Source organism: Aeromicrobium sp. P5_D10, from assembly GCF_054049535.1.
Genome location: NZ_JBFUME010000005.1, coordinates 91664 through 114969 on the forward strand (window position 1 = coordinate 91664; position 23306 = coordinate 114969).

Annotated in this window: 23 protein-coding genes; 6 read left to right on the forward strand and 17 right to left on the reverse strand. The window is 65.7% G+C overall.

The window, feature by feature from the left end; genetic code table 11:
• Nucleotides 1–82: 82 nt before the first annotated feature.
• The gene (gene pdxH / locus ACXJKC_RS10875) at nucleotides 83–727 is read right to left on the reverse strand and encodes a pyridoxamine 5'-phosphate oxidase (protein WP_456696730.1); all 645 of its coding nucleotides are present in this window, start codon (nucleotides 725–727) and stop codon (nucleotides 83–85) included.
• 36 nt (nucleotides 728–763) lie between these two features.
• On the opposite strand from pdxH, the gene ACXJKC_RS10880 reads away from it, so the two are divergent.
• Complete coding sequence (locus tag ACXJKC_RS10880) at nucleotides 764–1870, forward strand: citrate synthase 2 (RefSeq protein WP_456696731.1); 1107 nt, start codon at nucleotides 764–766, stop codon at nucleotides 1868–1870.
• Nucleotides 1871–1985: 115 nt separating this feature from the next.
• Nucleotides 1986–2888 carry a hypothetical protein gene (locus ACXJKC_RS10885; protein ID WP_456696732.1) on the forward strand — a complete coding sequence of 301 codons (903 nt, stop codon included), beginning with the start codon at nucleotides 1986–1988 and terminating at the stop codon, nucleotides 2886–2888.
• 116 nt (nucleotides 2889–3004) lie between these two features.
• Here ACXJKC_RS10885 and ACXJKC_RS10890 read toward each other — a convergent pair whose 3' ends face one another.
• From ACXJKC_RS10890 to ACXJKC_RS10910, 5 genes are read right to left on the reverse strand one after another with little or no spacing between them, the layout of a single operon-like run.
• The gene (locus tag ACXJKC_RS10890; RefSeq protein ID WP_456696733.1) at nucleotides 3005–3799 is read right to left on the reverse strand and encodes a transglutaminase-like domain-containing protein; all 795 of its coding nucleotides are present in this window, start codon (nucleotides 3797–3799) and stop codon (nucleotides 3005–3007) included.
• 39 nt (nucleotides 3800–3838) lie between these two features.
• Complete coding sequence (gene meaB / locus ACXJKC_RS10895) at nucleotides 3839–4825, reverse strand: methylmalonyl Co-A mutase-associated GTPase MeaB (protein ID WP_456697056.1); 987 nt, start codon at nucleotides 4823–4825, stop codon at nucleotides 3839–3841.
• A complete protein-coding gene (gene scpA / locus ACXJKC_RS10900) occupies nucleotides 4825–7008 on the reverse strand; it encodes a methylmalonyl-CoA mutase (RefSeq protein WP_456696734.1) in 2184 nt (727 codons plus the stop codon). Before scpA ends, meaB begins: the two co-directional genes overlap by 1 nt.
• On the reverse strand, nucleotides 7005–8813 hold the full coding sequence (locus tag ACXJKC_RS10905) for a methylmalonyl-CoA mutase family protein (protein WP_456696735.1): 1809 nt from the start codon (nucleotides 8811–8813) through the stop codon (nucleotides 7005–7007). The genes scpA and ACXJKC_RS10905 overlap by 4 nt, the downstream gene beginning before the upstream one ends.
• Before the next feature lie 48 nt (nucleotides 8814–8861).
• Nucleotides 8862–9170: a hypothetical protein gene (locus tag ACXJKC_RS10910; protein WP_456696736.1), complete on the reverse strand. Its 309-nt coding sequence runs from the start codon at nucleotides 9168–9170 to the stop codon at nucleotides 8862–8864.
• A gap of 42 nt (nucleotides 9171–9212) precedes the next feature.
• On the opposite strand from ACXJKC_RS10910, the gene serC reads away from it, so the two are divergent.
• Entirely contained in the window at nucleotides 9213–10322 is a 1110-nt protein-coding gene (serC, locus tag ACXJKC_RS10915; protein WP_456696737.1) for a phosphoserine transaminase, read from the forward strand.
• Here serC and ACXJKC_RS10920 read toward each other — a convergent pair.
• From ACXJKC_RS10920 to ACXJKC_RS10970, 11 genes are all read right to left on the reverse strand, one after another.
• Nucleotides 10298–11101, reverse strand: a complete 804-nt coding sequence (locus ACXJKC_RS10920) for an SDR family NAD(P)-dependent oxidoreductase (RefSeq protein ID WP_456696738.1) — start codon at nucleotides 11099–11101, stop codon at nucleotides 10298–10300. The two genes, serC and ACXJKC_RS10920, sit on opposite strands and share 25 nt — an antisense overlap.
• Nucleotides 11102–11107: 6 nt before the next feature.
• Entirely contained in the window at nucleotides 11108–12031 is a 924-nt protein-coding gene (locus ACXJKC_RS10925; RefSeq protein ID WP_456696739.1) for a carbohydrate ABC transporter permease, read from the reverse strand.
• On the reverse strand, nucleotides 12012–12890 hold the full coding sequence (locus ACXJKC_RS10930; RefSeq protein ID WP_456696740.1) for a carbohydrate ABC transporter permease: 879 nt from the start codon (nucleotides 12888–12890) through the stop codon (nucleotides 12012–12014). Before ACXJKC_RS10930 ends, ACXJKC_RS10925 begins: the two co-directional genes overlap by 20 nt.
• 73 nt (nucleotides 12891–12963) lie before the next feature.
• Nucleotides 12964–14310 (reverse strand): ABC transporter substrate-binding protein, encoded by a 1347-nt coding sequence (locus ACXJKC_RS10935; protein WP_456696741.1) that lies wholly within the window; start codon nucleotides 14308–14310, stop codon nucleotides 12964–12966.
• A 60-nt stretch (nucleotides 14311–14370) separates the two neighbouring features.
• Nucleotides 14371–15354: a dihydrodipicolinate synthase family protein gene (locus tag ACXJKC_RS10940; RefSeq protein WP_456696742.1), complete on the reverse strand. Its 984-nt coding sequence runs from the start codon at nucleotides 15352–15354 to the stop codon at nucleotides 14371–14373.
• A 140-nt stretch (nucleotides 15355–15494) separates the two neighbouring features.
• Nucleotides 15495–16226 (reverse strand): amidohydrolase family protein, encoded by a 732-nt coding sequence (locus ACXJKC_RS10945; protein ID WP_456696743.1) that lies wholly within the window; start codon nucleotides 16224–16226, stop codon nucleotides 15495–15497.
• Entirely contained in the window at nucleotides 16223–17104 is an 882-nt protein-coding gene (locus ACXJKC_RS10950) for an amidohydrolase family protein (protein ID WP_456696744.1), read from the reverse strand. Before ACXJKC_RS10950 ends, ACXJKC_RS10945 begins: the two co-directional genes overlap by 4 nt.
• On the reverse strand, nucleotides 17101–18207 hold the full coding sequence (locus ACXJKC_RS10955; protein WP_456696745.1) for a mandelate racemase/muconate lactonizing enzyme family protein: 1107 nt from the start codon (nucleotides 18205–18207) through the stop codon (nucleotides 17101–17103). The genes ACXJKC_RS10950 and ACXJKC_RS10955 overlap by 4 nt, the downstream gene beginning before the upstream one ends.
• Complete coding sequence (locus tag ACXJKC_RS10960) at nucleotides 18204–18965, reverse strand: amidohydrolase family protein (RefSeq protein WP_456696746.1); 762 nt, start codon at nucleotides 18963–18965, stop codon at nucleotides 18204–18206. Before ACXJKC_RS10960 ends, ACXJKC_RS10955 begins: the two co-directional genes overlap by 4 nt.
• A complete protein-coding gene (locus ACXJKC_RS10965) occupies nucleotides 18962–19699 on the reverse strand; it encodes a creatininase family protein (RefSeq protein WP_456696747.1) in 738 nt (245 codons plus the stop codon). Before ACXJKC_RS10965 ends, ACXJKC_RS10960 begins: the two co-directional genes overlap by 4 nt.
• Before the next feature lie 63 nt (nucleotides 19700–19762).
• Complete coding sequence (locus tag ACXJKC_RS10970; RefSeq protein WP_456696748.1) at nucleotides 19763–20584, reverse strand: IclR family transcriptional regulator; 822 nt, start codon at nucleotides 20582–20584, stop codon at nucleotides 19763–19765.
• A 136-nt stretch (nucleotides 20585–20720) separates the two neighbouring features.
• On the opposite strand from ACXJKC_RS10970, the gene ACXJKC_RS10975 reads away from it, so the two are divergent.
• Genes ACXJKC_RS10975 through ACXJKC_RS10985 form a run of 3 tightly spaced genes read left to right on the forward strand, consistent with a single transcriptional unit; the run spans nucleotide 20721 to nucleotide 23288 of the window.
• A complete protein-coding gene (locus tag ACXJKC_RS10975) occupies nucleotides 20721–21362 on the forward strand; it encodes a bifunctional 4-hydroxy-2-oxoglutarate aldolase/2-dehydro-3-deoxy-phosphogluconate aldolase (RefSeq protein ID WP_456696749.1) in 642 nt (213 codons plus the stop codon).
• Nucleotides 21355–22296, forward strand: coding sequence for a sugar kinase (locus tag ACXJKC_RS10980; protein WP_456696750.1), 942 nt, complete (start codon nucleotides 21355–21357; stop codon nucleotides 22294–22296). Before ACXJKC_RS10975 ends, ACXJKC_RS10980 begins: the two co-directional genes overlap by 8 nt.
• Entirely contained in the window at nucleotides 22293–23288 is a 996-nt protein-coding gene (locus tag ACXJKC_RS10985) for a lactonase family protein (protein ID WP_456696751.1), read from the forward strand. Before ACXJKC_RS10980 ends, ACXJKC_RS10985 begins: the two co-directional genes overlap by 4 nt.
• The last annotated feature ends 18 nt before the right edge of the window (nucleotides 23289–23306 follow it).

Here is a 23306-nt window from a genome sequence, read left to right on the forward strand (position 1 = left end):
ACCCCCTCCCTGGGCCGGTGCGTTGGCGTCCAAGAACCTCGCTGCAGTGGACGCTGGTGCACCGCCCTCGGGAGGGGACGGGTTACGGGGCGAGGCGTTCGCGGCTCCAGCCTGAGGGCTGGCGGATGAACCTGATGCGGTCGTGCAGACGGCTCGTGCGGCCCTGCCAGAACTCGATCGACTCGATCATCAGACGGTAACCGCCCCACGTCTCGGGACGCTCGATGTCTTGGCCCGCGTAGTCGTGCTCGACCGCCGCAACGCGCTGCTCCAAAGCCTCACGATCGATGATCGTGCGCGACTGTGGGGAGGCCACGGCGCCGATCTGCGAACCGCGCGGACGCGAGAGGAAATAGGCATCCGATTCGGCTTCGTCGATTTTGACGACGCCCCCTTCGACCCTGACCTGGCGCTGCAGCGGATGCCACAGCATCGTCGCGGCGGCCCGCGGATTGGCTGCCAGTTCGACACCCTTGCGCGATTCGTATCCGGTGAAGAACGTCAGTCCCCTGGCATCGAATCCCTTCAGCAGCACAGTCCGCACCGACGGACGACCGTCGGGCGTCGCGGTGGCCAAGGCCATCGCATTGGGTTCATACACATCCGCGTCCACGGCATCGTCGAGCCACTGGGCGAACAGCGCCAGAGGATCGTCTCCCGCCGCGGATTCATCGAGTCCAGCGCGGGAGTACTCCTCGCGCATGCGGGCCAAATCCGGGGTCTCCATGTGCTCAAGATATCCGCGCAGGGCAGAATGCAGCGTATGACTGAAGTGCACCATGGACTTGAAGGCGTCATCGCATTCGAAAGCGAGATCGCCGAACCCGACAAGGAAGGGTCCGCGCTTCGCTATCGTGGCGTCGACATCGACGACCTCGTCGGCCGCGTTCCTTTCGAAAAGATCTGGGGACTGCTGGTCGACGGGACGTACGAACCCGGCCTCCCGCCCGCAGAACCATTCCCGATCCCTGTACATTCAGGCGACATCCGCGCCGATGTACAAAGCGCCATCGCGTTGACCGCGCCCGCCTGGGGCATGAAGCAGTTGTACGACATCGACGACGTCCAGGCACGTGAGGACCTTGCCCGCGCTGCGGTCATGGTCCTGTCCTATGTCGCCCAGGCCGCACGCGGCGTCGGCCAGCCGTTCGTCCCGCAGAGCGAGGTCGACAAGGCCGGCACGATCACCGAGCGCTTCTTGACCCGTTGGCGCGGCGAGGTCAACCCCGACCACGCCAAGGCCATCGACGCGTACTGGGTCTCGGCTGCCGAGCACGGCATGAACGCCTCGACGTTCACCGCGCGCGTGATCGCCTCAACAGGTGCCGACGCGGCAGCCGCGCTCTCCGGTGCGGTCGGCGCGATGTCCGGCCCCCTGCACGGCGGTGCCCCGGCCCGCGTGCTGACGATGATCGAAGAGGTCGAGAAGTCCGGCGACGCGACCAAATACGTCAAGGACCTGCTCGATTCGGGCGAACGCCTCATGGGCTTCGGCCACCGCGTCTACCGGGCACAGGACCCGCGTGCTCGCACCCTGCGCCGTACGGCCAAAGAGCTCAACGCTCCCCGCGCCGAGGTCGCCATCGCGCTGGAAGAGGCCGCGCTCAAGGAGCTCAAGGAGCGCCGCCCCGATCGCGTGCTCGAGACGAATGTCGAGTTCTGGGCCGCGATCGTGCTCGACTATGCCGAGATCCCGCCGCACATGTTCACCGCGATGTTCACTTCGGCACGCACAGCCGGCTGGAGCGCGCACATCTTGGAACAGAAGCGCACCGGACGCCTGATCCGACCGTCCGCGATCTACACCGGTCCGGCGTCACGCGGCGCCGACGAGGTCGAGGGTTGGAATCCGGATTGGGCCAACGCCTGAACACCGACAGCCCGAGCCTGCGCTGCGCCCCGGATGACCGGGTACGGCGCAGGCTCAAGGCCGTCGCGCATGCGATCGAACCCGGCGGGCCTCCTGTCCGACTAGGATAAAAACAATGAAATCCAAGTGGGTCATGGCACTTGCCTGTGCCATTGCCGTGGTCGTCACCGTCAGCGTCAGCATCGGTCTCGCCTCGCCCGACGGCTCGATGGACGGCGTCGAGAGGCCCAGGAATTCGGCCATCGCCCCCTCCCCGACACCGACACCTGTTCCGACCGGCACCGAACCCACCGGCACCGTCCCGACCGCTGATCTCGCCCCGATCGCCGTACGCGGCATGTGGCCAGGCCGTCCCGACCGCGTCCGGCTTGCCGGACACTCGATCGATTGGTGCCCTGGTGTCCGCACCACAGGAGCGGCCGAGGCCGAACAGATCTTCGGTGCCGAAGCTGTCGACGCAGCGGCCTGCGCCGCAGTCGGCTTCGTGCTCGAAGAGCGATACTCACGACTCTCGCTGCCCCGACGTTCGTACGAAGTCAGCGATTTCTCCGGTGTGCTGGACTCATTGACCGTCGCAACCGCGCAGACCTATCGCCAGCGCATCAGCCGATTCATCGCTGCACCCGGCTGTCGAGACGCGGCCGAGGCGCTCGGCCTGGTGCTTCTACGTGGCGAGGTGTCGGGAGACCACAGCTCCGCCGGGAGCGGCAGAATCTTCTATGGACCGGCGTTGACGACTCGTGGCTATCGGGATCGGGCCGTCTGGATCAATCCCACCTGGACGACCGTCGCGATCAGTGTCGATCGGGCCAAGGCCGAGCCCCGGATCGTGGCGGCCTTCAAGGCTTCGGCCTCGCTGCCCGTTTTCGATACATCGTCCAAAAGCGATCAGATGATGACGATCGAGACGGCCGCGACGCTGTATATGCGGGCCAACGGCACCAAGTCCTGGCGGGTCGGCGGTTGGACTTCGCTGACGACGGGAACCCCCACATTCCATCCTCTGAAGGTCGCCTGACAAAGCGGGCCGGCCATCCCCCCGAGATGGCCGGCCCCACATCGCTGATGTTGTGCTGTCCACGACAATAGCGCGTTACCTAGTCATTTAGAACTATATAGGACTAGTACCCCGATTCAGCGCATCTGCACCGAAGCCGCCGGATCCTCGTTCGGCAACTCATCGACGACCGCCGTCACGGCAAGACGCTTGAGATCGACGGCTGCTCCGTACTGCGACAAGAACGCCGTCTCCGACGCGTCCTGCCCCGTCGCGATACGCAGCATCGACGCCCGCGGCGCGAGCCTCGTGGCGTCGACGGTCTGCCAGGCGCCGTCGACGAAGGCCTCCGCCACGGCGTGAAAGTCCATGGGTGACAGTCCCGGCGCGTAGACCGAGACGAGTCGCGCCGGCACGTCAAGCGACCGCAACAGGGCGATCACCAGATGGGCATAGTCGCGGCAGACGCCGGCTCGCGCGAGCATCGTCGCGACAGCGCCATCGGTGGGTTGGCTCGCACCCGGCACGTACCTGAGCCGCTCGCTGACCCACCGGGTCACCGCGTCGAGCAGCTCCTTGCCCGAGACACCCGCGAACTCCGAGCGGGCGGTCGCGAAGAGCGTGTCGGACTCGCAGTAGCGGCTGGGTCGGCGATATTCGATCACATCGAGCTCATCGATCGGAGCCGGCGGAACCTGTCCTGTCACCACAGCGCTGTAGTCGAGCAGCAGCGGACCGGCCGGCGCGGTGAGACGGTGCAGGCGCGTGCCATGGCGACCGGCGATCTCCCGCGGTTCGAGACGATGTCCGAGGGAGGTGATCGACAGCGACTCCTCCACGTCGGCACCGCCGGCCACCGCGACCGAGAACACCAGATCCGCCTCGCCGTACAGATATAGCTCGAGCTGGGCCGTGATAGATCGCTGCACCATCCGATCCTCGACCATTACCGCGACCGGCGCCAGTCGCGGTCAGGAGTCGTAGGCGTCGAGGATCTTGTCGGCGGCACTCGCGGCCGGCAGTTCACCCGACAGGACCGCTTCACGGATCTCCTCGCGCATCGCCGCGACCTGCGGATCGGTGCGCAGCCGTTGGTCGAGCTCATCGCGCACGAGCGTCCAGGTGAAATCGAGCTGTTGCTGAGCCCGCTTCTCGCGAAGTCCCGTACGTCCCATGAATTCACGGTGCCGGATGATCCGGCGCCACACCTTGTCGATCCCGGCGCCCGTGAGTGCCGAACAGGTCAGCACTGGCGGCACCCAGCCGGTACCACCGGCGTACACCAGACGCAGCGCGCCGGCGAGATCCTTCGACGTCACCTCGGCTTCCTGCGCGCGGTCGCCGTCGGCCTTGTTGACCGCGATGACATCGGCGATCTCCAGGATGCCCTTCTTGATGCCCTGCAACTGGTCGCCGGTGCGAGCGATCGTCAAGAACAAGAACGTGTCGACCATGCCCGCGACCGTGATCTCGGACTGTCCGACGCCGACCGTCTCGACCAGGATGACGTCGTATCCGGCAGCCTCCAGAACCGTCATGGCCTGGCTCGTCGCGCGGGCGACTCCCCCGAGGGTTCCGGCGCTCGGCGAAGGGCGGATGAACGCATCGGGGCTGACCGACAACTGGGCCATCCGGGTCTTGTCGCCCAGCACGGATCCGCCCGTGCGGACGCTCGACGGATCGACCGCCAGCACACCGACGCGGTGTCCCTCGTCGATCAGGTACGTGCCCAGCGCCTCGATGAATGTCGACTTGCCGACACCGGGCACCCCGGAGATGCCGACCCGGATCGCTCCACCGTGCCCCCCGTCGTGCGTGGGCTCGTTGAGGATGCCGAGCAGCTCACGGGCCTGCGCCCGATGATCCGCCCGGCTCGACTCCACCAAGGTGATGGCACGCGAGATCGCAGCCCGCTTGCCGACCCGGACATCGTCGGCGAGAGCTGCGACGTCGACCATCACTGCGAAAGGGTTGAGCGCAGCTTGTCGAGCAGGTCGAGCGCCGAGTCGGCGATGACAGTTCCGGGCGGGAAGACCGCAGCGGCGCCCATGTCCAGCAACGTCTGCACATCGTCGGGCGGGATGACGCCGCCGATCACGACCATGATGTCGGGGCGCCCCATCTCGGCCAGCGACTCCCGGAGGGCCGGCAGCAAGGTGAGGTGGCCGGCAGCCAGGCTCGAGACACCGACGATGTGCACGTCGGCGTCGATCGCCTGCTGCGCGACCTCCTCGGGCGTCGAGAACAGCGGGCCGACGTCGACGTCGAAGCCCATGTCGGCGAAGGCCGTCACGATGACCTTCTGACCGCGATCGTGTCCGTCCTGGCCCATTTTGGCCACCAGGATGCGTGGACGACGGCCTTCGGCCTTCTCGAACTCGTCGGTGGCCTCGATGACCTTGGCGACATTGGAGGCCTTGCCGGCTTCGGTGCGGTACACACCTGAGATGGTACGGATCACGGCCTGGTGGCGCCCGTAGACCTTCTCCAGCGCGTCGGAGATCTCGCCGACCGTCGCCTTGGCACGGGCCGCATTGACCGCGAGAGTCAGCAGATTGTCATCCAGCGATCCATCGGACGTCGCGCCCCGCTCGGCGCTCTTGGTCAACGCGGCGAGCGCAGCATCGACGTCATCCTGATTGCGCTCGGCGCGCAAGCGCTCGAGCTTGGCGATCTGCGAGGCGTACACGGCCTTGTTGTCGACCTTGAGGACGTCGAGCGGATCCTCGTCGGCCAATCGGTACGTGTTGACGCCGATGACCGCCTGCTGGCCCGAATCGATACGGGCCTGGGTGCGGGCGGCGGCTTCCTCGATGCGCATCTTCGGGATGCCGGCCTCGATGGCCTTCGACATGCCACCGGCCTTCTCGACCTCCTGGATGTGCGCCCAGGCCCGGTTCGCGAGATCGTGCGTGAGCTTCTCGATGTAGTACGAGCCGCCCCAGGGGTCAATGATGTCGGTCGTACCCGACTCCTGCTGCAACAGCAGTTGGGTGTTGCGGGCGATGCGGGCGCTGAAGTCGGTCGGCAGCGCGATCGCCTCGTCGAGGGCGTTGGTGTGCAGCGACTGGGTGTGCCCCTGCGTCGCGGCCATCGCCTCGATAGCGGTACGCCCGACGTTGTTGAACACATCTTGCGCCGTGAGCGACCAGCCGGACGTCTGGCTGTGCGTGCGCAGGCTCAGGCTCTTGGCGTTCTTCGGGTTGAAGTCGGCGACGAGCTGGGCCCACAGCGCACGGGCGGCCCTCATCTTGGCGATCTCCATGTAGAAGTTCATGCCGATGGCCCAGAAGAAGCTCAGGCGCGGCGCGAAGGCATCGATGTCGAGACCGACGTCGAGACCGGCCCGGATGTACTCGACACCGTCGGCGAGCGTGTAGGCGAGCTCGAGGTCGTTCGTCGCCCCGGCTTCCTGGATGTGATAGCCCGAGATCGAGATCGAGTTGAACCGCGGCATCTTCTGCGCGGTGTACGCGAAGATGTCGGAGATGATCCGCATCGACGGTGCTGGCGGGTAGATGTACGTGTTGCGGACCATGAACTCTTTGAGGATGTCGTTCTGGATGGTCCCCGACAGCTTCTCCGGCGGGACGCCTTGCTCCTCGGCCGCGACGATGTAGAGCGCGAGCACCGGCAGCACCGCGCCGTTCATCGTCATCGACACGCTCATCTCGTCGAGCGGGATGCCTTCGAACAGCTTGCGGGTGTCGTAGATCGAGTCGATCGCGACGCCGGCCATCCCGACGTCGCCGACGACCCGCGGATTGTCTGAGTCGTAGCCGCGGTGGGTCGCGAGGTCGAATGCGACCGAGAGTCCCTTCTGGCCCGCGGCGAGGTTGCGCCGGTAGAACGCATTCGACTCCTCGGCCGTCGAGAATCCCGCGTACTGGCGGATCGTCCAGGGCTGCGTCGTGTACATCGCGGGATAGGGGCCGCGCAGGAACGGCGCGAGTCCCGGGTAGGTGTCGAGTCCGTCGAGTCCCGCGAGATCGTCTGCGGTGTAGAGGCCGTCGACGTCGATGCCCTCGGGCGAGGCCCACGGCTGTGCTCCATCGGTGGCACGTGCATACGCGTCGGCGTCGATCTCATAGGGCTGCTCGGGATCCAGCGGCAGTCCAGAGAAGCTGGTGGGGACGCTCATTTGACGAGCTCCTCTCGGATCGAACGGAGGAAGGCCAGCGCATCGAGGCCCGCCGCAATGGTCACATCAGCGCCTACATCCAGTGTGCCAGCGAGCACAACGTGCGATGCCCCGGCTTCGCGCAACGCGACAACCAGATCTGACCCCCACGCCTCGTACGTCTTGTCGTTTCCGACGAGGCACACCACGGCAGGACGGCCAGCCGATCGATAGGCGGTCAGGACGTCGTCGGTCGACTCGGTCGGACCGGCCACGACCGTGTCGACACCGCCGGCGGCCAGCAGGTTGGCCGCGAAGGTCGAACGCGCCGTATATCCGGCGACAGTTCCCATCGACGCCAGGAAGACCGGCTTCGCAGCGGGCTCGTCGCGCAGTGCCTCGAACTCGCCGGCGTAGCGATGCACTGTCAACGGCGCCGCATACGGACGGCGCTCGGGCAGCACTTCGGCGAGGTTCGGGAACTCCGAGACACCGGTGACGGGCCGTTTGCGTTTGGCGATCGCGAGGGCACGGGCAGAGTTGGTCGCCTCGATCTTGGTGCGCAGGAGCTCGAGACCCGAGGCGAAATCGCCGTTGCCGTCGAGTTCCCCGAACAGTTCCCAGGCGGCTCGTGCCAGGTCGTCGGTGAACTTCTCGACTGCATGCGAACCGCCCGCCGGATCGGCGACCGCAGCCACGTGAGATTCGCTGATCAGCAGGCTCGAGGTGTTGCGGGCGATCCGTCGGCTGAATGCTTCGGGCAGACCCAGCGGCTCGTCGAACGGAAGCACCGTGACCGAAGCCGCACCGCCCACGCCCGCCGCGAACGAAGCAACGGTCGTGCGGAGCATGTTGACGTACGGGTCGTATTTGGCCATCATCGGCCGCGATGTCACAGCATGCTGCAGCTGGCCTGCCGCCGTGGACGTCACACCGCTCAGTTCGGCGACCCGGTTCCACAGACGCCGGGCGGCCCGGAACTTGCCGATCGTCGGGAACTGCTCGTCGGTCGCGGCGTAGCGGAAATCGATCAGAGCCGCGGCATCCTCGACCGGGAGGCCTGCCGCGACCAGCGTGCGAAGATATGTCGCTCCCGCGAGCAGCGAATAGGCCAGCTCTTGGGCGTCCGAGGCTCCGGCGTCGTGGACGGCGGTCGCGTCGACCGTGATCGCGCGGACGCCGATGGGTTGTGCCAGCTCGGCGACCTGCACCGCGACGCCGATGTCCGTGACGCCGCGGTCGCGGACCGTCGCGCCCAGCGGGTCGGCGCCAAGGCTCGTGCCCGGAGCCGGTGTCACGCCTTTGTCGGCGATCACGGCGACGAGCGCCTGGGCCGCTTCGACGGGCTCGAACGGTGCATCGATCACGACAGCGGCCAGGTCGACAAAAACCGGCTCGAGGATCGTGGCGAGTGCATCGATCGCGACCCCGCCGGTGCCGGCCGAGATCCACAGCGAGTTGACGCCGTTCTCCAGATCGGTCACGACGTCCTGTGCGGTGCGTTCGGCGTCTGGATCGGTGAACCAGGCACGAACATCCCAGCCGTCGAGCTCGCGGGCAGCGGTGCTGCCTCGTGTGAACGGCGCCTGGCCCGGGAGACCGCCTTCTGGCAGGTCAGCGCTCAGCGCCGGTGTGCCGAGCGGCGTGATCGCGATTCCGTCGAGGGTCAGGGTCGAGAGCTTGCCCCAGGCATCGCTGTCGGGAGCGTCCTCGGTCAGCTTGCGTGCCTTGCGCAGGACCGCCGCAGTTGCCGCTTCCCACTCGTCTTGCGTGTGCTCGAGCCCTGCCGAGAGGGGAACCTCAACCGTCGATCCGTCAGATGCCATAGGGGGCATCGTACGAAATCGGCGCTATGTCAAGCCAGCCAATGTGACCTAAGCGACGACCTCGACGAGGAAACCTGCCAGGTCCAGTACCTGCACATGTTCGGCGGGCGTCGCGGAGATCTCGAAAGCGACGGTCTTGCGTCGGCCCGTCGCCATCAGGATCTTGACGATCGTGCCCACGATCTCGCCATCGCCGTCGTCGTCCACGGCGCTGTCGACGGCAGCGTCGAAGTCGGCCGGAAGGACGGGCAGGAGCTCGGCGAAGTCATCGGTCAGGACCGGCCAGGCGATCGAGTCGCCCACCGCGAATCCCGGTTCAGCCGCGATGTCTTCGGCCCCGTCAACCCATGTCCACATGCCGTCAACCCTAGGGGTGGGGCCGCCTGAGAGAATCGGAGCGTGAAGATTCCCGCTGAGTTCTTGCCTGAGGACGGACGTTTCGGTTCCGGTCCCTCCAAGGTGCGCGTCGACGCCCTCAACGATCTCGCCGCGACCGGCGCCGGCCTGCTGGGCACATCTCACCGGCAGCCACCGGTCAAGAATCTGGTCGGCAGCCTGCGCGACGGGCTCAGTTCGCTGTTCGACCTGCCCGACGGATATGAGGTCGTGCTGGGCAATGGCGGCTCCCACGCATTCTTCGACGCTGCGGTGTTCGGTCTGATCGAGCGCCGGGCGCAGAATCTCGTGCACGGCGAGTTCAGCCGCAAGTTCGCAACTGCCATCCAACGCGCACCATTCCTCGACGATCCCGAGATCATCGAAAGCGATCCGTCGACCCACCCGCTCCCCCACGCCTCCGAGGGCGTTGACGTCTACGCCTGGGTGCACAACGAGACGTCCACGGGAGTCATGGTCCCGGTCGCGCGCGTCGACGACGCTGCCGACGATGCACTCGTGTTGGTCGATGCGACGTCGGGCGCAGCCGGTCTGCCGGTCGACATCTCACAGACCGATGCATACTACTTCTCCCCGCAGAAGGGCTTCGCCTCCGACGGCGGACTCTGGGTCGCGCTGATGTCGCCGGCAGCGATCGAGCGAGCCGAGCGGATCAAGGCCGGCGGACGTCACATTCCGGGCTTCCTCGATCTGCCCTCCGCGATCGACAACTCGCGCAAGAACCAGACGTACAACACCCCTGCACTGACCACCTTGTTCCTGATGGAGAACCAGACCCGCTGGCTCAACGAGCGAGGCGGCCTCGATTGGGCCGTCGAGCGCACGGCCGATTCATCGGCGCGGCTCTACGCCTGGGCCGAAGCCTCGTCCTACGCCGCGCCGTACGTCACTGCTCCGGCCGAACGATCGCAGGTTGTCGGAACGATAGATCTCGACGGCGTCGACCAGGCGGCGATGACCGGCGCGCTGCGTGCCAATGGCATCGTCGATGTCGACAGCTACCGGGGACTTGGCCGCAATCAGTTGCGGATAGCCATGTTCCCCGCGATCGAGCCGGACGACATCGACAAGCTCACCCAGGCCATCGACTACGTCGCCGAGAACCTCGTCTGAGAAGATCCGGGCGGTGCGACGTGGGCGGCACTGATGTCTTCGGCCAGTCCCGCATTGCCGGCCAGCAGTCCGCCGTCGACGCGCAGGTCGGTGCCGGTGATCCACCGCGCCTTGTCCGAGAGCAGGAAGTCGACGGCATCCGCGACATCTTCCGGCGTGCCGATCCGGTCCATGGGATACCAGCGTTTGGCCTTGTCGAAGATCCCCGGCTCACGTTCGAGACGCCGCTTCCATGCCGTCGTCGCGATCGAGCCGGGCGAGACCGAGTTGACCCGCACGCCGTGCGGGCCGTACTGCACCGCCAACGACTGGGTCAGGCTGAGCACCCCCGCCTTCGCTGCGCTGTAGACATCGTTGCCGAAATAGCCCTGGCCGTTGACCGAGGCGATATTGACCACCGCACCGCGGCCGGCCGCCCGCATGGCCGGCAGCACTGCCTGGGACATGCGGATCGTGCCGCCCAGCACGACGTCGACATCTTCTGACCACATCGTCTCGTCGATCGTCTCGAACTCGTGATTGCTGCACACCGCCGCATTGTTGACCAGGTAGCGCAGCGCCCCGTGCCGTTCGTGCAGCTCATCGGCGACCGCGCGAACAGACGCCGGCGAGCGGAGGTCGAGCTGCACGGCTTCTGCGCCAGGCACCGACTCGGCCGCCCGAGTGGCGAGGTCGAGGGTCCTGTCCGCGAGGACGATGTGGACATCGCGACGTCCCAGCGCCAGGGCGATCGACGTACCGATATCGCCGCCCGCACCCGTGATCAGAGCTACATCCATTGATCGTCACCCCTTCAATGCGCCGACTGTGAGGCCCTTGGTGATCTGCTTTTGCAACAGCGCGAACCCGAGCAGCACGGGAGCGACCGTCATCATCATCCCAGCGAACAGCGTGACCCAGTTCGTCCCGTAGTTCGCGGCCTGGCCCAGCTGGAACAGTCCCAGTGGCAGAGTCATCTTCTCCGGGGTGTGGATCAGCAGCAGGGCATAGAAGAACTCGTTCCAGTTCTGCAAGAAGCTGATGATCGCGACCGATGCCACGCCGGGACCCATGAGCGGCAGGATCACCGACAGGAAGGTCCGAGTCGGCGAAGCGCCGTCGAGTGCGGCTGCTTCTTCCAGCTCGTACGGCAGCGTCTTCATGAAACCGGTCAGGACGAACACGTTGAACGGCAGGTTGTACGTCGCGTAGACCAAGATCAGGCCGATCCGGCTGTCGAGCAGCCCGAAGTCCTGCATCAGGTTGTACAACGGCGCGAACGTGACCATCCACGGGATCATCAATCCCATCAGGAAGACGCTCAACACGAGGCCGTTGAACCGGAACTGGACCCGTGCCAAGGGGTACGCCGCGAACACCGAGACGATGACCCCGAGCAGCGTCGCGCTGATGCTGACGAACAGACTGTTGCCGAAGTAGGCGCCGATATTCGCGCCATTCCAGGCATTCGTGTAGTTCTCCCAGCGCAGGCCTTCGGCCAGTTCCCACGGCGAGGTGCCGAGGAACTCCCGATTCGACTTCATCGAGACATTGAAGATCCACGCGAAAGCACTCGCCGAGGAGACCACGATACTGCCGAGCAGCAGGTAGAAGAACAGATGGTACGGCCGAAACGGCGCCCGCGGTTGTGCCGGTTCGCCCCATTTGCGCGGCTTCTTCGGCGGCGTCGCGGCATCGCGTTCGAGCAGGTCAGTACTGGAGTTCTTCACGCTTCATCACCTTGTTGAGAATCTTCGCGATCGCCAGCATGAGGACGACGAGCACAACGCCCATCGCCGCGGCATAGCCGAAGTCCGCCTGATCGAATGCGACGCGATACATCAGCGTCCCGACTGTCTCGGTCGACCCGAAGGGTCCACCGCCGGTCATGATGAAGATGAATGCGAATGCCTGCAGGCTCTGGACGACCCACAACACGAACAGCATCCGCAGCAGATCGCCGAGCATCGGCAACATGATGCTGAACAGGATCCGCACCTCGCCTGCGCCGTCGATGCGCGCAGCCTCCAAGACATCGCTGGGAAGGCGTTCGAAGCCCGCGCACAGCAGGACGACCCAGATACCGATGCCGTGCCACACCGACACGAATGCGACTGCTGCGAGTGCCGTGGCCGGATCACCCAGCCAGGTCTTGGCCAGGGAACCGAGACCGGCCTCCTTCAACGCCGGATTGATGAGGCCGAGCGTCGGGTGGTACAGGAACTTCCACATGATCGAGACGACGGCCACCGACAACACGACCGGGGCGAAGACGAAGAATCTGAAGAACCGTTCGCCGCGGAGCCGGTGCGACAGCGCCCACGCGATCGTGATCGCGGGCGGGAACAGCATCAGGGCGCCGATGACCGTCAGGAGGAAGGTGTTCTTCAATGCGTTGAAGAAGTCAGGATCCCCCGACAGCCGCTCGTACTGGTCGAGCCCCACGAAGTTGACCGCTCCTGTTCGCGAGAACTCGTTGAGCGACAGATCCACCGTGCGGATGAGCGGGTAGAGGAAGAACAGCGCCAGCAGTACGAACGCCGGCAATAGGAACGGAATGATGATCCGCCGTTGTGCCGTTTTGTGCATGAGACCTCCGGTTGTCGGAAGCTGTCGCGGGTCCTGGTCGAGGACCCGCGACAGCAGGTCGGAACGTTCTGGGTCAGTTGCCGTAGACCCGTCGAAGCCCCTCGTCGAGCGCCTTCAAGGTCTTGTCGGCGTCCTGCTTGCCGAACAGCATCCTTGCGATCTCCGGATAGACGACGTCCTTGGCCTTCGACTGCAGGATGCCGTAGTACGCGGGGTGGAGCTGATCGGCCTTGCCGACGATCTCGGAGATTCCGGGCAGACCGGGCGGGCTGGCAACTCCCTGGACGGCCGAGACCTCACCGATCTTCTCGGCGCGGCTGGTCTGAGTCGGCGCGCTTGTCACCCGCCGGACCCATTCCAGCGACAGCGGGACGTTCTTGCTGTCCGCCGAGATCGACATCAGTTGGGCCATCGCCATCATCCCTGCTTGATCCCCCGCGCCGCCCTCGACGGTCGGGAAGGCCAGGACGCCGAGATCGAAGTCCTTGGGGATGACGTCCTTCATCTCGCTGACGAGCCAGCTGCCCATCAGGATCATGCCGGCCTTGCCCTGGAAGAACTGCGCTTGTGCAGCCGTGAAGTCGGTGCCTTCGAATCCGTCGAGAAAGGCCCCGCTGTCGCGCAGCTCCTGCATCTTCTCGAGACCGTCGAGGAAGCCGGGATCATCGGTGATGTTGCCCTTACCCTCGGTGAGCACTTCGTGCGCCTTGTCGTAGCCGACAGTGCGCATCCACAGGTTGTCGGTCCACATCCCCAGGTACGGCTCGAACAGGCCGGTGACCGCGATGGGGTCGACGCCGGCAGCCTTGAGTTGATCGGCCGCGGTGGTCAGTTCGTCCCACGTCGTCGGTGGCAAGATGTCGTTGTCCTTGAAGAGCTTGGCGTTGTAGAACAGCACCTGCAGCGACAGCTCCGAGGGAACTCCGTAGATCTTCTTGCTTTCCGGATGCTCCATGAACTGGCGCACCGCGGGACTGAACGAGTCGAGCCACGGTTTGCCCGTCGTCTTGTCGTTCTGCTTCAGGTACGGCGCGAGGTCGAGCAGTTTCCCGTCGTCGGCCCAGGCGAGCAGCGACTCATTGGTGCCGTCGAACATCGTGTAGTCGACATCGAGCCCGTCGCCCGAACGCCACCGCTGCTCGAGAGCAGGACGGGCCTCGGTGTTCGCGAACGTGAGTTTGACCTTGGAACCTGGAATGTCCTTGCCCATCGAGTCGGCGATCTCCTGCAAGAACGCCAAGGACGGCGTGCCCGTCGCGGGGAGTACACCGACCTCGAGCGGTCCGCCCTTGATCTTGCTCTGCCAACTCGACGCCTCGGGCGCATCCTGAGCTTTGTCGCTCCCGGAACCACACGCGGCCAATACCACCATCGGCACGGCCATCGCGCCGGCGACCAACAACTTTCGCAAAGCTAACACTGCAGGTCCTCCATTCTTCGTTGTCGTTTCTGCCTAGGGTTTTCTGCTGTCAGGTACCGGCTATATGCCGGACAGATCTGGCAACAGCTCCGAGAACTCTTCGAGGAAGACCTCGATGCGACGCAGTTCTTCTGCGTCCAGCTGGTGGGACGGGCCACGGCAGAAATCGCTGCCGAACAGCCCCCGCCGATAGGAGATGCGCTTCTCCGCGGCAATGATCAGCTCGGTGTCGAGCATCCAGTAGGAGATGTACGGCAGCAGACGGCGGTGCAGGTCCTCGCCGGCCGCGGTATCGCCTGCGCTCAGCAGGCTCCAGATCCGTACGTAGATCTCGGTGAAGGAGCAGCCCGGCTGAGTGCCGACCGCACCTCGGCGCCACGCATCGGGGAGCTGTACACCCGCATATCCCTCGATCGCGGGCAGCGGCGTGTCGAGCGCGGCAAGTTCGCCGATCAGTCGGCCGGGCGGGCTCGATTCGACCTTGACCAGTCGCAGGTTCGGATGTGCCGCGGCCAGATCGGCGATGATCCCGGCATCCAGGCTCGTGCCCGTCTCCGACGGCGCATACTGCAGGACGACCGGCGCAGGGGCAACCGCTTCGAGCACCGCGACGACATGTTCCACGATCGCGCGACGCGACGGCGACAACAGGTACGGCGGCAGCAGGTTGATCAGATCCGCCCCGGCGTCGATCGCATCGCGAGCACGGGAGGCCGCGAGCTTGGTCGCGTGGTCCTGGACCGCGACGATCGCGGCGACATCGTCGCGCCCCGAGGTCAGATCGAGCAGGATCTGCAGGAGACGGGCTCGTTCGCCCTCGGTGAGCTTGTAGAACTCCGACGCGAACCCGGGGAACATCATGCTGCTCACACCCGTCCCGATCACATACCGGACCACCCGCTCGAATCCCGCATAGTCCACCTCGCCCTGGTCGGTGAACGGAACCTCCAGCACCGGCGAGACCCCGGTGACGAGCGCTGCCGCGTCGCCGACCGACATGGCCTGCTCTCGGATCGACGTCATCGGGCTTGCGTCAATGGTCATCAGCTTCTCGTGCCTATCTCTCATCGTATTTACGGGATTTCGAAAACATTTTCGTATAGATGGATAATAGAGCTCCCTTGTCGTCGACCACAAGGGGTTTGCCGAGATTGCGGCGTTCTTGCGGCGAAAAGCCCGGAACTTCAGCCCAACAGGCGTGAAACCACGTCTCCGAGCACGTCAGAACGTTCCTGATCCGTGATCGGCCATTCGACGATGCGTCTCAGTTCCGCCTCCGGGACGGAATAGGGGGCGTCGGTGGAGAACACCAAGCGCGATGTGCCGATCTCGGGATCCTTCGCGAACTCGGACAACACCGTGTCCCAGGGCGCGTAACACGTGTCTCCGTAGAGGTTCTGGGCATGGCGCAGCGCAGGTGCCGCATCGATCCAGAAATCGGTCGCCCCACTGCGGCCCATGACGAACGACACGTCGGGATACCGGCGGGCCAGCGTGGCCAGAGGCAGCGGCAATGCCGTCGGCGGCGTACCCGTTCGCACGTACGCGAACCAGCCCGCCTCCTGCGCGAACTCGATCAAGGGATCGACGAGCCCATCGAGCAGATCGAAACCTTGGAGCGCGGCGTCGACGTTGAGCGCACGGGCACCGGCATCGCGTGCCCGCTCGAGCTCCTCGATCGCGTCCTTTCCCCGCCACGGATTCGCGACCGCATACGGGATCAGACGGCCGTCCGACGATGCCGCAGCAGCAGCGACCAACCGGTTGCCGGCACGATTGTCCTGCGCGATGCACCGTTCGTCCGGCGCCACGATGGCCCGATCGATGCCGAGTCGGTCCATGCCGGCCAGAAGTTCCTCTGCCGCCAACGCGACCTCGCGTCCCTGTCCCAGTCGTACGTGGGCGTCGATGATCACGTGCGGGCTCCTACCGTGAGGCCAAGGGCGGACAGCGCGTCGGCGTGGATGATGTTCTCGATGAGCTCGGCCGGAACCCGCGGCAGTGCGGTCCCTTCGAGGATCTTGTTGACGCCTCGCAGGCCGGCGATCGCCTCCCCCGTGTTGGCGATCGGGAAATCCGAGCCGAGAAGGAGCTTGTGCGTGCATCCCCACTCGACCGCCGCGAGCAGCGATTCATAGCAGACCCAGGGCCGTAGATAGATCGACGAGACGTCGGCGTACACATGCGGATGCTTGCGGATCGTCACGACGGTCTCCTTTCCCCAGGGGTGGCCCATATGGGCCATCACGATCCGCAGCTCCGGGAAACGCAGCGCGACCTCGTCGGTGACCAGCGGATAGGTGTAACGAAGCGGTGCTGCCTGGATCGGCGATGCGCCCTGGTGGAACATGATGGGCAGTGCGTTCTTCTCGCAGTAGGCGTAGAACGCCAGTGCGGGATCTCCCAACGGATCGAAGTTCTGGTAGTTCGGGCCCAGTTTGACCCCGACCAGGCCGAGTTCTCGGCAGCGATCCGCCTCGTCGAACGCCCCGGGATCCGTCGGGTCGACCGACATGAAGCCGATCCGGCGTGTTGGGTCACTCGCCGCGAATTCGGCCGTTGCGTCGTTGGTGCGTTCCGGCGGGTGCGGTATCCCCGTCGCGGCCTCTGGGTCCGGGACCGCGATATTGAACACGATCGTGACGTCGGCTGCCTCCATCGCCTGGTCGAACTCGCTCCACGAGTTCGTCGTCACGACGGAACGGTCCGTCCGCCAGGTCGTGAACTCCCGGCGCTCGGTCTCTGGCACCGCATCGCGATGGGTTGGCGTGTGGGCATGGACGTCGACGATCATCGAAGCTCCTTGATCAGGTCTGGGTGAGGGACGACCCCGAGGCCGGGGCCGTCTCCGAGGCGGACGACGCGTCCGTCGCTGTCGAGCGGCTGCTCGAGGATGTCCTCGCGGTAGTAGTGCGCGCCGATGATGTCGGACGGAAAGCTCTGCGACAGGTGCGGCAAGGCGCACGCGACATGCAATTGCGCGGCCGCCCCCAGACCGAATTCCCCGTTCGAGCCGAGGAGCACGTCGAGACCGAAGTCGGCGGCGAGCTTGCCCATTGCGAGCGCTCTGCCGGGTCCCCCGCTCTTGCCGATGTAGATGCTGACGCAGTCGGCGGCATCGGCGTTCACGAGTCGGGTGAGATCGCTCATGCCGAACACCGATTCGTCGGCGACAACCGGCAGCCCGAAACCACGTGCGGACCGCAGGCCCTCGAGGTCCGGCGGCGCAACCGGCTGTTCCACGAATGCGGCACCGGTTTCGGCGATACGGGGAATGGCCCGCATCGCCTCCGCGCGAGTCCACCCCCCATTCGCATCGACGCCGACGAACGTTCCGGGGCCGACGCGCTCGCGCACATGTCGAACCCGCTCCACGTCATCGTCGACGCCGAGTCCGACCTTGACCTTGAAGGCCCCGAAGCCGATAGCCTGTGCGGCCGCGAGCACGTGGTCGAGCGCTTCGCCGTCGCCCGACAGCGACAGCTTGATGTCAACCGCATCCCGATACGGCCCGCCGAGCGCGACTGCGAGGGGAACATCGAGAGTGCGCGCGAAGACGTCCCAGAGCGCCGTCGAAACGCCCGCCTTCGTGAACGGATTGCCCGCGAGCACGCGATCCATCAGCATCTCGAGCCTGCCGACCGGAGCGAGTGGCTGGCCGATGATGGCCGGAGCGAGACGGGTGCGGATGAAGTGCTCGGCGCTTGTGCCGTCCTCACCGCTCCACAGCGCGGTCGCACTGACCTCTCCGTATCCATGCGTCCCGTCGCTCGCCACGACACGCACGAGGAGGAAGTCCGAGCGGTCGTGCACGCCGCGTGCACCCCGGACGACCAGATCCGGATTGACCGCGAGACTCACCGGCGCAAGGTGGACCGCGGCGACGAGAGGATTCATCGCGCACCCGACAGGAGGGCGCGCGGATTGTCCACGAGCATGGCCTGCCGCTGCGCGTCGGTGATCCCCCAGCCGTCGATCTCCTTGACCCTCGCGACGGCATAGTCCTGACTCGCCCGATCGGACAGTCCGGCATCAGTGCCGAACAGCACCTTGTGCGCAGGGGCCTTGGCCAGAATCTGCCGCGCAGCATACGGCGGGGTGCCACAGATACAGAGATACAGATTGTCGGTCTCTATCACCGCGGCCAGCGCTTCACGCCAGGTGTCATGGAGCCCGCCGTGGCCCAGAACAACAGGAAGATCCGGGTGTCGCCGCGCGAGCGCGGCGATCTGGGTCGCGGTCGAATAGGGCGGAGTGCCGTCGTGACTCAGCAAGATTCCACCGGCGCCTGACAGCACCTCGCAGATCGGATCGAGGCTCAACTCGTGCATGCTGAATCCCTGTAGCCACGGGTGGAGCTTCAGCCCGCGAAGTCCGAGAGCGCCCATCATGCGTTCCATCTCGGCTGGGGCATCTTTGCTCCGGGGATGGACCGTGCCGAATCCGAGCAGCCGGTCGGGGTGTTCGCCGACGAATCCGGCCAGATCGTCATTCGCCTCTGGCGAGGCATCGAACAAGCCGTCATGACTCAGGACGATCGCCTGATCGATTCCGGCTCGGTCCATGAAGGCCACGAATTCGTCCGCACCGAACTGCACACCGCCCAACCAGCTGTTCGACCGCCACGTCGGGGTATGGGTATGGAAGTCGATCACAATGCCTCCGCTAGCTCGATCAGTCGTTCTGCTGCTTGTGCGACGACGTGCGCGAGACGTCGCCCGCCGGCCGATCCATCGGCCTTCTCGGGCTGATCGGTATATCCCTCGATCGCCTGCCACAACGCGGCGGTGTGCAAGTCGACGTCGTCGACAGCAGGAAGGACGGGTGCCGAGGCTCGAGGGGCGGACGCGGACACCGCGGCCGGGTCGAGGGCCAGGACGAGTGATGTCTCGAACTCTCCCGCATGCCCTGGGACGGACAGGCCGTCCTCCTGCTCGGCGAGGCGCCAGTAGTCGAGGTGACCCACCGCGAGGCCCCACGTGGAGGCGGCATCCGCCGCAGCGGCATGGCAGATCCCGACGTTCCCGCCGTGGCCGTTGAAGACGACGACGCGCCGCCCTCCTTGCGCGGCGATCGACCTGAACAGATCGTCGAGGACCGCGAGCAGTGTGGCGGGCGACAAAGACAGCGTCCCGCCGAACGGCAGGTGGTGGTCCGACGCCCCGAATGGGAGCGTCGGTGTCACCAGGAGCGGACGGCCGCAGCGGGAGGCCGCCGATTCGGCGGCCCGCCGCGCGACCTCGTGCGCGATCAGCGCATCTGTCCCCGAGGGCAGATGCGGACCGTGCTGCTCGGTCGCCCCCACTGGTAGGACGACAACGGCATCCGGCAGAAGCCGGGCCAGCTTGTCGCGATCAGAGCGCTCCCAATATGTGGCCGACGATCCCACAGGCACCTCATCGTGTCAGATTCTATATTCGAGATAACAGAAATGTTTCCCGATTACCGAATCTTAAGAGATGGAGGCTGGCCTTGGCAATGACTCTCTCGGACATCCGAGCCGCCGCGACACCTCGATCGCGAGGTCCGCGAGACCCGTGGCGGCCAGCGACTTGCGTTCGTCGGTGAAGTCACGGGCGAAACCGGTCACCCCCAAGGAGCCTGCGACCCGGCCGTCCGCGCCGAAGAACGGTGCCGCGATACACGAGATCTCTGCCTGCTCCTCTTCGTCCTCGATCGCGAACCCGGACTCCCGAACGGTTTCGAGCAGGGCGTGGAATGCCTTGCGCCCACCCTTGGGGGCGTTGGGGCCCCGCCCCGGTGTCAGCTTCGACAGCAGCGGCTCGAGTTCGTCGGGTTCCAGGTAGGCCGCGATCGCGCGACCCAGCGCCGTGAGGTTGAACGGGGCGATCTTGCCCGAGTACGTGTCGAACTGCACGAATCCGGGAGTCGCGGCCTTCGCGACGTACACGACCGAGGCGCCGTCCAGCACGCCCATATGGACCGGCATCCCGATCTTGTCCGCCAGCGCCCTCATTTCACCGGGAGCGACCTGCGAGAGATCGACCTTGCGGACCAGCTGGCTGGCAAGGCTGTACAGGCGGAGGGTCGGCCGCCAGAAATGGCTGCGTCCGACCACACGACGGGCCGCATATCCGCGCTGCTCGAGCGTGTAGACGATACTTGCGCACGTCGCGAGCGGGATCTTGGTGACCTTGGCGAGCGCCGTGAGCGTGAGCTCCTCCTCGGAATCGACGAGGTGCTCCAGGACCGTCAGTGCCCTGTCCACTCCCGGTGAGGCCGGACGCTCTCCTGCGGAGTCGCCTTGTGCCATATGACTTGCCTACCCTTCGGCATCGTTGCCAGTGAATTGTCTGGACGGCGGGGCGGCGAAAGCGATGCCCCGGCCTATATCGTCGTATATTCTTGATGTCGTTTACTTTTTCATAATACCGAAGAAGGGCTAATGCGTGACGAGTACCCAGAAACAGGGTGCACCGATCAAGGGCATCGTGTCCATCATCCGACTCCGCAGCATCGCGCCTCCCGACGCACTGTTCGACTGCCTCGTGGGAGGGGGTGTCGAGTCACTGGAGGTGACGCTCAATACTCCCGGCGCCCTGGAGACGATCGAGCGGTGGGTCGATCGCGACGGTGCGATGGTCGGTGCCGGCACGGTACGCACACCCGCCGACGCCTCCGCCGCGATAGCTGCTGGAGCCCAATTCCTGGTGACCCCGACGACGGTTCCCGAAGTCCTGGCGATCGCACGGCACCACGGCGTGCCGGTCGCGTGCGGCGCTCTCACACCCACCGAGGTCGACCTGGCCTGGCAAAACGGTGCCGATGCGGTCAAGATCTTCCCGATCTCGACCGTCGGCGGACCCGAATATCTCCGGGCCATCCGCGAGCCTCTCTCGGACGTCCGGATGTTGCCGACCGGAGGGGTCGGGGTGGACAGCTTCGACGCATATGCCCGCGCTGGGGCGGTCGGCGTCGGAATCGGCGGATCGCTGGTGACCGAATCCCTGGTCCGCGACGCACAATGGGGCGTCCTGGCCGATCGCGCCCGCTCACTGACCACCGCATGGCAAGAGGCGATCGATGCCTGACGTGCTGACTCTCGGCGAGACCCTGGGCTGCCTGCGCAGTTCCGGCCCCGTGAGGCTCGGCGGACCCGTGACGCTCGGGGTCGTCGGCGCGGAGAGCAATGTCGCGATCGGGCTGTCCCGCCTTGGCCATACGGCTGCCTGGGCAGGTGTCGTCGGTCCTGACGAGATCGGTGAGCTGATCGTGCGGACGCTGCGCGCCGAAGGCGTGGATGTCACCCGGGTCCGTCGAGCCGAGGCGCCCACGGGAATCGTGGTCTTCGAGGAACGCCTGACCGGGGTGACCCGTGTCGACTACCACCGGCGGCATTCGGCCGGGAGCACCGTCTCAGAAGTCGATGTGGCCGGGGCGTTCATCCCGGCTCCCCGGATCGTCCATCTGACCGGTCTCACGATGGCATTGAGCCCTACCGCCGCGGCAGCCGTCTGTACAGCGGCCCGGCTCGGCAAGGAGCATGGAGCGCTCGTATGCCTCGACGTCAACTATCGCAGCCGCCTCTGGACGTCCGAACAAGCGCAGGCGGCGCTCGCGGACACCGTCGGCTTCCTCGACGTCGTCGTGGCATCTGATGACGAGCTCGGGCTGATCGCCCCGACCGGCCACGACGTGGAGTCGTGGGCCGCAGCCCTCCTCGACTGCGGAGTGAGGACCGTCGTGGTCAAGCACGGAGCCGCGGGCGCCACTTCGTACTCGGCAGGAGGAACTCTCGTCTCTCCTGCCAAGAAGGTCACCGCAGTAGATGCGATCGGCGCAGGCGATGCCTTCGTCTCGGGCTATCTGTCCGGCGTCCTGGACGGACTGACCGAAGCAGACAGGCTCGACCGTGCCAACACGGTCGGCGCATTCGCGGTCGCCACGCGAGGCGATTGGGAAGGACTCCCCACCAAGGCCGAACTGGCGCTGCTGACATTGCCGACCGGAGAGGTCGTGCGATGACGATGCAGGCGTATGTCGGGTCCGCCTCGAGCGGTTCCGGCGTGCCTGACGGCGCAGTACATCTGTTGACGATCGGCACCGGCGGAGTCGAACTCTCCTCGTGCATCACCGGCCTGTCGTGCAATCCGTCATATCTCGCACTGCATCCGGATCGTCACACCCTCTACGGCGTCGACGAGGCCGAGGCCGGCCGAGTCATCGCCTGGCGCGTCGATCCCGAGACACCGGGGAGGCTCGAACAAGTGGGAGGGCCACGTTCGAGCGGTGGCGCCGGTCCCTGTCATCTCGTGATGCACGGGGACGGTGGGCACATCCTGGTCGCCAACTATGGGGACGGCTCGGTCAGTGCGCTCCCGGTCCGCGCCGACGGGTCACTCGGCGAGCCGAGCCACGTCATTCCCGGACAGGCATCGGGCCACGCGCACATGGTCGCCGTCGACACCGATCGCGAGCAGACACTGACGGTCGACCTCGGGACCGATCGGATCAACCGGTATCGATTCGGCGACGGACGACTCGAACCGATCGGTTCGATCTCGATACACGCAGGCGGCGGACCCCGCCACCTGGTGATCCGCGACGGGTTCGCCTATGTCGCGTGTGAACTCGACTCCACGATCTCCGTCGTCGATCTCCGCAGCAATACCGAAATCACGACGGTCTCCACGCTCCCTCCCCGATCCACGGAGACGAGCTATCCATCGGCGATTCGGATGAGCTCGGACGGACGATTCCTCTACGTCGGCAATCGTGGTCCCGACACCATCACACGATTCGCCGTACGGGGCGCAGAAGTCGTCCGCGTCGACGAGGTGACGAGCGGCGGTGACCATCCGCGGGATCTGGTTCTGTCCCCCGACGGCCGGCACCTCGTGGTCGCCAATCAGGTGTCCGGCAATCTCAGCGTCCTTGCCGTGGCCCGTGACGGTTCCACCGCCGAAACGATCCAGACGATGCAGCTCCCACGTGCGAGCTGCATCGTCTGGATCTGAACCGCGGCACATCAGATA

Excerpts from the sequence above, each read along its gene's own strand:
- ACXJKC_RS10940 (WP_456696742.1), bottom strand. The coding sequence starts at position 15,354 with ATGACCATTGACGCAAGCCCGATGACGTCGATCCGAGAGCAGGCCATG.
- ACXJKC_RS10950 (WP_456696744.1), bottom strand. The coding sequence starts at position 17,104 with ATGATCGTCGACGTCCATGCCCACACGCCAACCCATCGCGATGCGGTG.
- ACXJKC_RS10905 (WP_456696735.1), bottom strand. The coding sequence starts at position 8,813 with ATGGCATCTGACGGATCGACGGTTGAGGTTCCCCTCTCGGCAGGGCTC.
- ACXJKC_RS10930 (WP_456696740.1), bottom strand. The coding sequence starts at position 12,890 with ATGCACAAAACGGCACAACGGCGGATCATCATTCCGTTCCTATTGCCG.
- ACXJKC_RS10980 (WP_456696750.1), top strand. The coding sequence starts at position 21,355 with ATGCCTGACGTGCTGACTCTCGGCGAGACCCTGGGCTGCCTGCGCAGT.
- ACXJKC_RS10985 (WP_456696751.1), top strand. The coding sequence starts at position 22,293 with ATGACGATGCAGGCGTATGTCGGGTCCGCCTCGAGCGGTTCCGGCGTG.
- ACXJKC_RS10885 (WP_456696732.1), top strand. The coding sequence starts at position 1,986 with ATGAAATCCAAGTGGGTCATGGCACTTGCCTGTGCCATTGCCGTGGTC.
- scpA (WP_456696734.1), bottom strand. The coding sequence starts at position 7,008 with ATGAGCGTCCCCACCAGCTTCTCTGGACTGCCGCTGGATCCCGAGCAG.
- ACXJKC_RS10955 (WP_456696745.1), bottom strand. The coding sequence starts at position 18,207 with ATGAATCCTCTCGTCGCCGCGGTCCACCTTGCGCCGGTGAGTCTCGCG.
- pdxH (WP_456696730.1), bottom strand. The coding sequence starts at position 727 with ATGGAGACCCCGGATTTGGCCCGCATGCGCGAGGAGTACTCCCGCGCT.
- ACXJKC_RS10890 (WP_456696733.1), bottom strand. The coding sequence starts at position 3,799 with ATGGTGCAGCGATCTATCACGGCCCAGCTCGAGCTATATCTGTACGGC.
- meaB (WP_456697056.1), bottom strand. The coding sequence starts at position 4,825 with ATGGTCGACGTCGCAGCTCTCGCCGACGATGTCCGGGTCGGCAAGCGG.
- ACXJKC_RS10880 (WP_456696731.1), top strand. The coding sequence starts at position 764 with ATGACTGAAGTGCACCATGGACTTGAAGGCGTCATCGCATTCGAAAGC.
- ACXJKC_RS10970 (WP_456696748.1), bottom strand. The coding sequence starts at position 20,584 with ATGGCACAAGGCGACTCCGCAGGAGAGCGTCCGGCCTCACCGGGAGTG.
- ACXJKC_RS10920 (WP_456696738.1), bottom strand. The coding sequence starts at position 11,101 with ATGGATGTAGCTCTGATCACGGGTGCGGGCGGCGATATCGGTACGTCG.
- ACXJKC_RS10910 (WP_456696736.1), bottom strand. The coding sequence starts at position 9,170 with ATGTGGACATGGGTTGACGGGGCCGAAGACATCGCGGCTGAACCGGGA.